At 66.7% G+C, this 12541-nt stretch carries 10 protein-coding genes; all 10 read left to right on the top strand.

Annotated elements, in window-relative coordinates; genetic code table 11:
- The first annotated feature begins 298 nt into the window (after positions 1 to 298).
- The 10 genes from serA to ABUE11_RS14420 all read left to right on the top strand — a co-directional run bounded on the left by serA (position 299) and on the right by ABUE11_RS14420 (position 12529).
- Positions 299 to 1528 carry a phosphoglycerate dehydrogenase gene (gene serA, locus ABUE11_RS14465; protein WP_367065993.1) on the top strand — a complete coding sequence of 410 codons (1230 nt, stop codon included), beginning with the start codon at positions 299 to 301 and terminating at the stop codon, positions 1526 to 1528.
- Positions 1529 to 1719: 191 nt separating this feature from the next.
- Complete coding sequence (locus ABUE11_RS14460) at positions 1720 to 5646, top strand: DUF3683 domain-containing protein (RefSeq protein ID WP_367065992.1); 3927 nt, start codon at positions 1720 to 1722, stop codon at positions 5644 to 5646.
- The gene (locus ABUE11_RS14455; protein WP_367065991.1) at positions 5643 to 6068 is read left to right on the top strand and encodes an HIT family protein; all 426 of its coding nucleotides are present in this window, start codon (positions 5643 to 5645) and stop codon (positions 6066 to 6068) included. Before ABUE11_RS14460 ends, ABUE11_RS14455 begins: the two co-directional genes overlap by 4 nt.
- A 59-nt stretch (positions 6069 to 6127) precedes the next feature.
- Positions 6128 to 6544, top strand: coding sequence for a DUF971 domain-containing protein (locus ABUE11_RS14450; protein WP_367065990.1), 417 nt, complete (start codon positions 6128 to 6130; stop codon positions 6542 to 6544).
- A gap of 133 nt (positions 6545 to 6677) precedes the next feature.
- Positions 6678 to 7409, top strand: coding sequence for a bifunctional demethylmenaquinone methyltransferase/2-methoxy-6-polyprenyl-1,4-benzoquinol methylase UbiE (ubiE, locus tag ABUE11_RS14445; RefSeq protein ID WP_367065989.1), 732 nt, complete (start codon positions 6678 to 6680; stop codon positions 7407 to 7409).
- A gap of 44 nt (positions 7410 to 7453) precedes the next feature.
- The gene (locus ABUE11_RS14440) at positions 7454 to 8440 is read left to right on the top strand and encodes a Tim44-like domain-containing protein (protein ID WP_367065987.1); all 987 of its coding nucleotides are present in this window, start codon (positions 7454 to 7456) and stop codon (positions 8438 to 8440) included.
- A 114-nt stretch (positions 8441 to 8554) separates the two neighbouring features.
- On the top strand, positions 8555 to 9112 hold the full coding sequence (locus tag ABUE11_RS14435; RefSeq protein WP_367065986.1) for a hypothetical protein: 558 nt from the start codon (positions 8555 to 8557) through the stop codon (positions 9110 to 9112).
- Positions 9109 to 10674: a ubiquinone biosynthesis regulatory protein kinase UbiB gene (gene ubiB, locus ABUE11_RS14430; protein WP_367065985.1), complete on the top strand. Its 1566-nt coding sequence runs from the start codon at positions 9109 to 9111 to the stop codon at positions 10672 to 10674. Before ABUE11_RS14435 ends, ubiB begins: the two co-directional genes overlap by 4 nt.
- Positions 10675 to 10708: 34 nt before the next feature.
- Positions 10709 to 12160 carry a sodium:solute symporter family protein gene (locus tag ABUE11_RS14425; RefSeq protein WP_367065984.1) on the top strand — a complete coding sequence of 484 codons (1452 nt, stop codon included), beginning with the start codon at positions 10709 to 10711 and terminating at the stop codon, positions 12158 to 12160.
- A 75-nt stretch (positions 12161 to 12235) separates the two neighbouring features.
- Positions 12236 to 12529, top strand: coding sequence for an FmdB family zinc ribbon protein (locus ABUE11_RS14420; protein ID WP_367065982.1), 294 nt, complete (start codon positions 12236 to 12238; stop codon positions 12527 to 12529).
- The last annotated feature ends 12 nt before the right edge of the window (positions 12530 to 12541 follow it).

Raw genomic sequence — 12541 nt, 5'->3', positions numbered from 1 at the left:
CAATGGTGCAAACGCTTCATGACGGTTTGGTGTCGTTGTCGCATGCGCAAAAAGCCGCAACAACCGGGGAAACCCGCCAGCGGACGAGCGTGCAAATTGTGACATCGCGCTGATGGTTTGTGTGCGAATGTGCTCGTTTTTGCGCGGTTTTTGGCGATGCCGCCAACATGGATGCAAACATGGATATCGGGCCGCGTCGCGCTCGCGCCGCATGCTGCGTTGCACAATGGGCCGCTTCCCAACCATGCGGCCGTTGTTCGTGCCCCGCCGCAGGCACTTTCCCCCGGATTGCCACGCCATGCCCAAGACATCCCTGGATAAAAGCAAGATCAAGTTTCTGTTGCTCGAAGGCGTGCACGAAAGCGCCGTGGAGCTGCTGCGCTCTTCCGGCTACACCCAGGTGGAACTGCTGCCCGGGGCCCTGGAGGGCGAGGAGCTGCGCCGGAAGATCGCCGACGTGCACTTCATCGGCATACGCTCGCGCACCCAGCTCACGGCCGATGTGTTGGCCCATGCCCACAAGCTCGTGGCCGTGGGGTGCTTCTGCATAGGCACGAACCAGGTGGATCTGGATGCGGCGCGCGAGCGCGGCATCGCCGTCTTCAACGCGCCGTATTCCAACACCCGCTCCGTGGCCGAGCTGGTGCTGGCCGAGGCCATTCTGCTGCTGCGCGGCATCCCCGAGAAGAACGCCGTGGCGCACCGCGGCGGCTGGCTCAAGAGCGCGACCAACGCCTTCGAGGCGCGCGGCAAGACCTTGGGCATCATCGGCTACGGCGCCATCGGCTCGCAGCTGTCGGTGCTGGCCGAGGCGCTGGGCATGCAGGTGGTGTTCCACGACGTGGTCGCCAAGCTGCCGCTGGGCAATGCGCGCCAGGCGGCCAGCCTGGCCGAGCTGCTGGCGCAAAGCGACATCGTGAGCCTGCACGTGCCCGACCTGCCCTCGACCAAGTGGATGATCAAGGCCGCCGAGATCGCGCAGATGAAGCCCGGCGCCATCCTCATCAACGCCTCGCGCGGCACGGTGGTGGAGATAGACCCGCTGGCCCAGGCGATCCGCGACAAGAAGCTGCTGGGCGCGGCCGTCGACGTGTTCCCCGTCGAGCCCAAGAGCAACAAGGATGAGTTCGTCTCTCCGCTGCGCGGGCTGGACAACGTCATCCTCACGCCGCACATCGGTGGCTCGACCATGGAGGCCCAGGCCAACATCGGCGTGGAGGTTGCGGAAAAGCTCGTGCGCTACAGCGACAACGGCACCAGCACCTCGTCCGTCAACTTCCCCGAGGTAGCGCTGCCCGCGCACCCGGGCAAGCACCGCCTGCTGCACATCCACCGCAACGTGCCGGGCGTGCTGTCGCAGATCAACGGCATCCTGTCGGACAACCAGATCAACATCTCCGGCCAGTACCTGCAGACCAACGAGGCCGTGGGTTATGTGGTGATCGACCTCGATGCGCGCTCGTCCGACCTGGCGTTGCAAAAGCTGGCCCAGGTGCCGGGCACGCTGCGCTGCCGCGTGCTGTTCTGATGATGCTATTCAAAATATAGCTGTCTGCGCTTTATGGGTGGGCGCTGGAGGGCGATTTTGCCTTGATCCTGCGCCTACACCCCGTGGGGGCGTAGTGGCACTCGCGTGCGCCGGGCGCGCCCGTGGGGCGTGACATAAAATGCCCGGCCCCGAGGCATCAGGGCGCGACGCGCCCCACCCAGGTTGACCCCATGAATGCACCGATAGCGCTGGCCGCGCTGCAGGCGCAGGGCAGCGAGCCCGTGCGCCTGCGCGAGATTCCGTACAACTACACGAGCTTTTCCGACCGGGAAATCGTCATCCGCCTGCTCGGCCAGGAGGCCTGGGGCGTGCTCGACCACCTGCGGCGCGAGCGCCGCACGGGCCGCTCGGCGCGCATGCTCTACGAGGTGCTGGGCGACATCTGGGCCGTGCAGCGCAACCCCTATCTGCAGGACGACCTGATCCAGTCGCCCGAGCGGCGCCGGCTGCTGGTGGACGCCATGCACCACCGCATGGGCGAGATCGAAAAGCGCCGCACGCCGCAGGAAGACCCCGAGCGCGACCGCCGCGTGGGCCAGCTCGTCGAGGCCGCCAACCGCGCCATCGCCGAGTTCGACGCCACGTTCGTCGAGGTCGCCGCGCTGCGCAAGCAGGTGGAAAAGCGCCTGGCGCGCCACACGGCCCGCGACAACATCAAGTTCGACGGGCTCTCGCGCGTATCTCACGTGACGGATGCGACCGACTGGCGCGTGGAGTTTCCCTTCGTCGTGCTCACGCCCGACACCGAGGCCGAGATCGCCGCGCTGGTGGCCGCCTGCATCGAGCTCGAGCTCACCATCATCCCGCGCGGCGGCGGCACGGGCTACACGGGCGGCGCCATTCCGCTGACCTGGCGCAGCGCCGTCATCAACACCGAAAAGCTCGAGGCCCTGACCGAGGTGCAGATGCGCCGCCTGCCCGGCGTCGACCACGAGGTGCCCACGGTCTGGAGCGAGGCCGGCGTCGTCACCCAGCGCGTGGCCGACGCGGCCGAACGCGCGGGCTTTGTGTTCGCGGTCGACCCGACCTCCATCGAGGCCTCGTGCATAGGCGGCAACATCGCCATGAACGCGGGCGGCAAAAAGGCCGTGCTCTGGGGCACGGCGCTCGACAACCTCGCGAGCTGGCGCATGGTCACGCCCGAGGGCGAGTGGCTCGAGGTCACGCGCCTCGATCACAACCTGGGCAAGATCCACGACGTGGAGGTGGCGAGCTTTGAGCTGGCCTACTTCCGGCCCGACGGCAGGACGGCGATTCGCACCGAACGCCTGGACATCCCGGGCAAGACCTTCCGCAAGGAGGGCCTGGGCAAGGACGTGACGGACAAGTTCCTCTCGGGCCTGCCCGGCGTGCAGAAGGAGGGTACGGACGGCATCATCACCAGCGCGCGCTGGATCGTGCACCGCATGCCGGCGCACACGCGCACCGTGTGCCTGGAATTCTTTGGCTCGGCCAAGCTGGCCGTGCCCAGCATCGTCGAGATCAAGGACTTCATGTTCGCCGAGCAGAAACGCTCGGGCGTGCTGCTCGCGGGTCTCGAACACCTGGACGACCGCTATCTCAAGGCCGTGGGCTACGCGACCAAGAGCAAGAAGGGCGGTGGCAAGTTGCCGAAGATGGTGCTCATCGGCGACATCGTGGGTGACGACCCCGACGCCGTGGCGCGCGCCACGGCCGAGGTGGTGCGCATCGCCAACTCGCGCGACGGCGAGGGCTTCACCGCCGTCAGCAGCGAGGCGCGCAAGAAGTTCTGGCTCGACCGCAAGCGCACGGCGGCCATCTCAAAGCACACCAACGCCTTCAAGATCAACGAGGACGTGGTGATCCCGCTGCCGCGCATGGCCGAGTACACCGACGGCATAGAGCGCATCAACATCGAACTGTCGCTGCGCAACAAGCTCAAGCTGTGCGACGCGCTGCAGGACTTTCTCGCGCGCCCCGACCTGCCCTGCGCCAAGCAGGGCGACGCCGCCGGCATCACCGCGACCGAGCTGCTGGGCGACCGCGTGGCCCAGGCGCAAGCCCTGGTGGCCGAGGTGCGTGCGCTCTGGCAGGGTTGGCTCGACAACGTGGCCGAGCTGTTCCCGCAGCTGCAGGACCATTCCCTGCGCGCGAGCTGGAAGACCCAGCTGCAAAGGCCGCTGGCCGACATCTTCGTGGGCGCGGCCTTCGAGCCCATCCTGAAAGAGATGGCGGCCATCCACCAGAAGGTGCTCAAGGGCCGCGTCTGGGTGGCGCTGCACATGCATGCGGGCGACGGCAATGTGCACACCAACATCCCGGTCAACAGCGACGACTACGAGATGCTGCAGACCGCGCACGAGGCCGTGGCCCGCATCATGCAGCTTGCGCGTTCGCTCGACGGCGTGATCTCTGGCGAGCATGGCATTGGCATCACCAAGCTCGAGTTCCTGTCCGACGAGGAGCTCGCGCCGTTTGCCGAGTACAAGCGCAGGGTGGACCCGCACGGGCGCTTCAACTGGGGTAAGCTGCTACGAAATCAGGAGCTGCACGCGCAGTACCCGCAAGGGCAGAGGGCCGATATTGCTCATGAAAAGTCGCGCACCTCGCTGCGCTACTCGGACCTCACCAACGCCTACACGCCGAGCTTCGGCCTCATGGGCTACGAGTCGCTCATCATGCAGCAGAGCGACATCGGCCAGATCGTGGCCAGCGTCAAGGACTGCCTGCGCTGCGGCAAGTGCAAGCCCGAATGCTCGACCCATGTGCCGCGCGCCAATCTGCTGTATTCCCCGCGCAACAAGATCCTCGCCACGTCGCTCTTGGCCGAGGCCTTTCTGTACGAGGAGCAGACGCGCCGCGGCGTGTCCAGCCACCACTGGCAGGAATTCGAGGACGTGGCCGACCACTGCACCATCTGCCACCGCTGCTACAACCCCTGCCCGGTGAAGATCGACTTCGGCGACGTGACCATGGCCATGCGCTCGCTGTTGGTCAAGATGGACAAGAAGAGCTGGCGCCCGGGCAACAAGCTGGCCATGGCCATGCTCAACGCCACCGACCCGCGCGCCATCAACCTGTTGCGCGCGGGCATGGTCAACGTCGGCTTCAAGGCCCAGCGCCTGGCCGTGGACGCGCTGCGCTCCGTGAGCAAGTCACAGACCGCGCGCCCGCCCGCGACCGTGGGCACGGCGCCGATCAAGGAGCAGGTGATCCACTTCGTCAACAAGAAGCTGCCCGGCGGTCTGCCGACCAAGACGGCGCGTGCCCTGCTCGACATCGAGAACAAGGACTACGTGCCCATCATTCGCGACCCCAGGACCAGCAGCGACTCCGAGGCGGTGTTCTACTTCCCCGGCTGCGGCTCCGAGCGCTTGTTCAGCCAGGTGGGCCTGGCCACGCAGGCCATGCTCTGGCATGCGGGCGTGCAGACCGTGCTGCCGCCAGGTTACCTGTGCTGTGGCTACCCGCAGCGCGGCAGCGGCCAGTCCGACAAGGCCGAGAAGATGATCACCGACAACCGCGTGCTGTTCCACCGCGTGGCCAATACGCTGAACTACCTGGATATCAAGACCGTGGTCGTCTCCTGCGGCACCTGCTACGACCAGCTGCAGGGCTACGAGTTCGACAAGATCTTCCCGGGCAGCCGCATCGTCGACATCCACGAGTTTCTGCTCGAAAAGGGCATCACTCTTCCCGCGGGCCAGGGCGGCTTCCTGTACCACGAGCCCTGCCACAACCCCATGAAGCAGGGCGACTCCATGCAGACGGTGCGCGCCCTCGTCGGCGACAAGGTCTTGAAGAGCGAGCGCTGCTGCGGCGAGTCGGGCACGCTGGGCGTCACGCGCCCCGACGTGTCCACCCAGGTGCGCTTCCGAAAGACCGAGGAAATCCGCAAGGGCGAGGCCCAGCTGCGCGGCAGCGGCGCCGTGGGCGCGCAGGACAACATCAAGATCCTGACCAGCTGCCCGAGCTGCCTGCAGGGCATCTCGCGCTACCAGGACGACCTGTCCACGGGCCTGCTCGAGGCCGACTACATCGTCGTCGAGATGGCGCGCCAGATCCTGGGCGAGAACTGGATGCCCGACTACGTGGCGCGTGCCAACGCCGGCGGCATCGAGCGGGTGCTGGTATGAGCTGCGTGCTCTGCGACACCGACGGTGGCCGGCTGGTCTGGCGCGGGCAGAGGCTGCGCGTCATCCATGCCGAAGAGGCGGGGTTCCCTGCCTTCTACCGCGTCATCTGGAACGCCCATGTGGCCGAGTTCTCCGACCTGTCGGAGCAGGACAGGGCGCATTGCATGCAGGCCGTGACCCTCGTCGAGGAACTGCTGCGCGCCCAGCTGGCCCCCACCAAGATCAACCTGGCGACGCTGGGCAACGTGGTGCCGCACCTGCACTGGCATGTGGTCGCGCGCTTCGACTGGGACAGCCATTTCCCCGCGCCCCTGTGGGCGCAGGCGCAGCGCGCGCGCGACGCGGCGCGCGAGGCCGCCGTCGCCCAGCGCCTGCCGGCGCTGGAGCTGGCGCTCAAGCAGCGCCTTGAACTACTGAATTGATAGCTGCTCGCGCTTGCTGCGCGGGCGCTCAAGGCCGATATGGCTTATAGGACACAACCATGGCAGGACTGACCGCTGGCGCACCCACGCCGCAATCCATCACGGTGCACGAAAAGTCGCGCATGCTGGAGTTGGTGTTCTCCGACGGCGCGCATTTTTCCATCCCCTTCGAGCTCATGCGTGTCTACTCGCCCTCGGCCGAGGTCATGGGCCATGGCCCGGGCCAGGAGGTGCTGCAGACCGGCAAGCGCGAGGTCACGCTCACCGACCTGGCCCAGGTGGGCAACTACGCGATACAGCCGAGCTTCTCCGACGGCCATGCGAGCGGCATCTACACCTGGGACTATCTCTACGCGCTCGGGCGCGACCAGGAGGCCCTGTGGCAGCGCTATCTCGATCGCCTGCAGGAGGCGGGCGTCGACCGCGATGCCCCCATGATTGCCAGGGGTCAGAAATCGGGCTGCTCCGGCCATTGATGCTATCTTCGTCATAGCTGACGGCGCTTGCCTTGCAGGCGCTGTGTGAACTTTTGATTTTTCGACACAAGCCCTACGTCTGCGCGGGGTTGTCGCTATGCGCAGTACACGCGCACCTCTAGGATGCACCCCCATGAGCACCACACATTTCGGATTTGAAACCGTTGACGAGAAGGACAAGGCGCGCCACGTGCGCGGCGTGTTCGACTCGGTGGCGCCCAAGTACGACCTGATGAACGACCTGATGTCGGCCGGCCTGCACCGCGCCTGGAAGGCCTACACCGTGATGGTGGCCAACCTGCGCGAGGGCGATCAGGTGCTGGACATCGCCGGCGGCACGGGCGACCTGTCGCTGGCCTTCGCCAAGAAGGTCGGCGCGACGGGCCGGGTGGTGCACACCGACATCAACGAGGCCATGCTGCGCGTGGGGCGCGACCGTCTCATCAACAAGGGCGTGGTGCTGCCCACGCTGGTCTGCGACGCCGAGCAGCTGCCGTTTCCCGACAACCATTTCGATCTGGTCAGCGTGGCCTTCGGCCTGCGCAACATGACGCACAAGGACGCGGCCCTCAGGGAGATGTGCCGCGTGCTCAAGCCCCGCGGGCGCCTGCTGGTGCTGGAGTTCTCCAAGGTGGCCAAGCCGCTGGAGAAGGCCTACGACTGGTATTCCTTCAGCGTGCTGCCACGCCTGGGCAAGCTGGTGGCCGGGGACGATGCGAGCTACCGCTACCTGGCCGAATCCATCCGCATGCACCCGGGCCAGGACGAGCTCAAAACCCTTATGCAGCAAAGTGGCTTTGGCCATGTGGACTATCACAACATGACGGGCGGCATCGTGGCCCTGCATGTTGGAATCAAGTGCTGAATGGTGCGCGGTCGATTTACAAAACTATCCGATGGAGTAATGCCATGAAACTGTGGTCAATGATTCTTGTCGCCATGCTCGCCGTGGTGCATCTGGATGCCGACGCTCGTCGCATGGGCGGCGGCAAGTCCATGGGCCGCCAGTCGAGCAACGTCACGCAGCGCGAGGCCACGCCGCCCACGGCGCCTGGCGCCCCCGCGCAGAACGCCGCCAGCAGCGCACCGGCCAAGCCGGCCGCGGCGCCCAATGCCGCGCAGGCCGCACCCAAGAAGCCCTGGGGCGCCATGCTCGGCGGCCTGGCCGCGGGCCTGGGCCTGGCCTGGCTGGCCAACTCGCTGGGGCTGGGCGAGGCCTTCGGCAACATCCTGCTGGTGGCGCTGCTGGCCATGGTGGTCATGGCCGTCATCGGCATGGTGATGCGTGCGCGCAACAAGCCGGCCGCAACCGCCGCTGGGGGCACGCCGTTTGCCTTCCAGGGCGCGGGCGGCCCGGCACCGACCAATGTGCAGGCGCCGCGTCAGTACAACCCCGAGAAGGTCGGCAACGACGCCTCGGCCCGCCCGTGGGAGCAGTTCTCCGCCGCGCCCCAGCAGGGTGGCAGCATGATCGGCTCGGCCCTCGCGGGCTCGCAGAACTGGGGCATTCCCGAGGGCTTTGACGTCGAGGGCTTTCTGTCCGCCGCCAAGCGCAACTTCACCACGCTGCAGGCCGCGTGGGACCGCTCGGACATCTCCACGCTGCGCTCCATGATGACGGACGAGATGGTGGGCGAGATCCGCACCCAGCTCAGCGAGCGCGAGGCGCAGCGCGGCGGCGAGCAGCCCAACCACACGGAAGTCGTCATCCTCGAGGCGCAGCTGCTCGGCATCGAGGACCTGGGCGATGGCTACATGGCCAGCGTCGAGTTCTCCGGCATGATCCGCGAGGAGCCCTCGGCAGGCCCCAGCCCCTTCCGCGAGGTCTGGAACATGACCAAGCCCAAGAACGGCAGCAGCGGCTGGCTGGTTGCGGGCCTGCAGGCGCTGCAGTAAAGGCATTGCAGTGAGGTGCCGGGCGCCCTGCGTGGCGCCCAGGTGACGCCGCCCGCGCGCGGAAATGGCGCCGCGCCGCGGCTGGCCGGATGAATGATCGGATAATCGGGGACTATGGCAACACAGTCCCCTTTTTCTTTCCTGAACGGTCTGGCGGAGCGCGTGCGGCAGGGCCCGCAGGCGCCGGCCTGGCTGGTCCATGAACTGCAGCACCGCGTGGTGCTGTTTCTCAATCATGTGCTCATGCAGGAAAGAGAGGCCATGGACCGCCTGGTGCGCCAGCGCGGCCGGGTGGCGCTGGTGCAGTGGCGCATCTACACCATGGCGCTGCAGGTCACGCCCGCGGGCCTGCTCGACCTGGCGCCCCAGGACGCTGTGCCAGACCTGCGACTGGAGATCACGGAAACCTCGCCCCTGACCCTTGCGCGTGGCGCGCTGCGCGGCGACAAGCCCACCATCCGCATCGAGGGCGACGTGCAGCTGGCCGGCGAGATCAACTGGCTGGTGGATCATGTGCGCTGGGATGTCGAGGAAGACCTGGCGCGCCTCGTCGGCGATGCGCCCGCGCGCGCCATCGCCTCCGTGGCCGGGCGGGCCGCCGATGCCCTGCGCCGCTTTGTCGGCGCGCGCGCGGGCAGCCAGGACGACGCCTCCAGCCACATGCGCCTATGAACCGCTTCTTCCGGGGCGCCACCATCATCTGGGTGGCGCTGCGCTATGGGCTCGACGAGCTGGTGCTGTCGAACTTCGACCACCCGTGGCTGCGCCTGTTCACGCGCCTCATCACCATAGGCCGGCGCCTGGATGCGCCGCGCGGCCAGCGCCTGCGCGAGGCGCTGCAGCAGCTCGGGCCGATCTTCGTGAAGTTCGGCCAGGTGCTCTCGACGCGGCGCGACCTCATGCCGCCGGACATCGCCGACGAGCTCGCGCTGCTGCAGGACCGCGTGCCCGCGTTCGACCCGCAGATCGCCATCGACACCATAGAGCGCTCGTTTCGCCGCCCGCTGGGCGAGCTCTTCGTCTCCTTCGAGCGCGAGCCCGTGGCCAGCGCCTCCATCGCCCAGGTGCACTTTGCGGTCATCCGCGACCGTGATGGCCGCGAGCGCGAGGTGGCCGTCAAGGTGCTGCGCCCGGGCATGCTGCCCGTGATCGAGAAGGACCTGGCCCTCATGCGCATGATGGCCGGCTGGGTGGAAAAGCTCTCGGCCGACGGCCGGCGCCTCAAGCCGCGCGAGGTGGTGGCCGAGTTCGACATGTATCTGCACGACGAGCTCGACCTGATGCGCGAGGCCTCCAACGCCGCCCAGCTGCGCCGCAACATGGAGGGCCTGGACCTGGTGCTCATCCCCGAGGTGTTCTGGGACTTCTGCCGCACCGACGTCATGGTCATGGAGCGCATGAAGGGCGTGCCCATCAGCCAGGTCGACCGCCTGCGCGCGGCCGGGGTGGACATTCCCAAGCTCGCGCGCGACGGCGTGACCATCTTCTTCACGCAGGTGTTTCGCGACGGCTTTTTTCACGCCGACATGCACCCCGGCAACATCCAGGTGAGCCTGGACGCGGCCACCTTCGGGCGCTACATCTCGCTCGATTTCGGCATCGTGGGCACGCTCACCGAGTACGACAAGGAATACCTGGCGCAGAACTTCACGGCCTTCTTCCGGCGCGACTACAAGCGCGTGGCCGAGCTGCACATCGAGAGCGGCTGGGTGCCCGCGACGACGCGCGTCAACGAGCTCGAATCGGCCATACGCGCGGTGTGCGAGCCTTACTTTGACCGCCCGCTCAAGGAAATCTCGCTGGGCATGGTGCTCATGCGGCTGTTTCAGACCTCGCGGCGCTTTCACGTCGAGATCCAGCCCCAGCTGGTGCTGCTGCAGAAGACGCTGCTCAACATCGAGGGCCTGGGGCGCCAGCTTGACCCCGATCTGGACCTGTGGAGCACGGCCAAGCCCTTCCTCGAGAAATGGATGCTCGAGCAGATGGGGCCGCAGCGCCTGTGGCGCGAGCTGCGCGACCAGGCGCCGCACTACGCCAAGGTGCTGCCCGACCTGCCGCGGCTGATGTACGACTACCTGCGCCGGGGCGCGCAGCCGCATCACACGGAGCTGCAGGAGCTCATCGCCACCCAGAAGCGCACCAACCGCCTGCTGCAGGCCATCCTCTATGGTGGCCTGGGCTTTGTGCTGGGCCTGCTGGCCATGCAGGTGATCGTGCGCGTGCACCTCTATTGATCCACTACCCCTCTTTGTACACAGGAGTTGCCAGGTGTTGCTCTTCATGGTGATTGCCTATCTGTTCGTCACCATCGGGATAGGCCTGTGGGCCGCCCAGCGCGTGAAGAACACGGCGGACTTCGCGATCGCAGGGCGCAGCCTGCCCATGTACATGATCATCACCACCACGTTCGCGACCTGGTTCGGCTCGGAGATCGTGCTCGGCGTGCCGGCCAAGTTCATCGAGGGCGGGCTGCACGCGGTGGTCGAGGACCCGTTCGGCGCCGGCATGTGCCTGATCCTCGTGGGTCTGTTCTTTGCGGCCAAGCTCTACCGCATGACGCTCTTGACCATCAGCGACTACTACCGCGAGCGCTACGGGCGTGCGGTGGAGATCATCTGCTCGCTGATCATCATGCTGAGCTACCTGGGCTGGGTGTCGGCCCAGGTCACGGCGCTGGGCCTGGTGTTCAACCTGCTTTCGGGCGGTGCGATCAGCATTCCCTGGGGCATGACCATAGGCGTGCTGTCCATCCTGGTCTACACGCTGTGGGGCGGCATGTGGTCGGTGGCGGTCACGGACTTCATCCAGATGCTCATCCTGGTGCTGGGACTGGTGATCCTGTCCTGGTTCGCGGCCGACATGGCCGGCGGCGCGGGCAAGGTGGTCGAGCTCATCACCAGCCGCGACATGCTGCGTTTCTGGCCGGCACCCACCTGGCACGAGATGCTGTTCTTCTTTGGCGCGGCCATCACCATGATGCTGGGCTCCATCCCGCAGCAGGACGTGTTCCAGCGCGTCATGTCGGCCAAGACCGAGCGGGCGGCCACGCATGGCACGGTCATCGGCGGCACGGCCTACATCCTGTTTGCCTTCGTGCCCATGTTCCTCGTGGCCAGCGCGCTCATCATCATGCCCGAGCAGGCGGCTGACCTGCTGGCGGAGGACCCGCAGAAGGTGCTGCCCACCCTGGTCATGGAGCGCATGCCGCTGGTGATGCAGGTGCTGTTCTTCGGCGCGCTGCTGTCGGCCATCAAGTCCTGTGCCTCGGCCACGCTGCTCGCGCCCAGCGTCACGTTCACCGAGAACATCTGGCGCCAGTTCCGGCCCGAGCACATCAGCGACCGCGAGAAGCTGCTCGCCATGCGCATCAGCGTGCTGGTGTTTGCGGCCGGGGTGCTGCTGTATTCGATAGTGATGGAAGGCACGCCCATCTACGAGCTGGTCTCGAGCGCCTACCAGGTGCCGCTGGTCGGCGCCTTCGTGCCCCTGGTGTTCGGCCTGTACTGGAAGCGCGCCAACACCCAGGGCGCGATCTGCGCCGTGGTGCTGGGCATTGGCGTGTGGCTGGTGTTCATGCTCACGCCGGCGCTGCACGAGGCCTTCCCGCAGCAGCTCGCCGGCCTGCTGTCGGCCGCCTTCGGCATGGTCGCGGGCTCGCTGGCGCCGCAGATGGTGCGCAACACGCGCGCACCCCATCACCGGGTGGTGGGAGTCGAGTAAGCGCGCAGCGCCCCTGCACCACAGAGCCCGATACTTATAATCGACGGCTTTGCACATTTTTCGCATTTCTTCGCAATGCCTATTTACGCCTACCGTTGCGGCACCTGTGGCCATGCCAAGGACGTGCTGCAAAAAATCTCCGATGCACCCTTGACCCGCTGCCCCGCATGCGGCGCCGAGACGTTTGCCAAGCAGGTCACGGCCGCGGGTTTCCAGCTCAAGGGATCGGGGTGGTATGTGACCGATTTCCGTGGGGGCTCGGGCGGCTCGGCTGGCAGCGCGGCCGCCGCCCCGGCGACCCAGGATGCTCCTAAATCTGAAGCTGCAAGCGCTTCTCCCGCAAGCGCTCCAGCCAGTTCTGACGCATAAAGTCAACCACGC

Origin of the sequence: Oryzisolibacter sp. LB2S (assembly GCF_040732315.1) — a bacterium.
GTDB lineage: Bacteria > Pseudomonadota > Gammaproteobacteria > Burkholderiales > Burkholderiaceae_C > Alicycliphilus > Alicycliphilus soli.
This window is presented reverse-complemented; position numbering and strand designations above follow the sequence as displayed.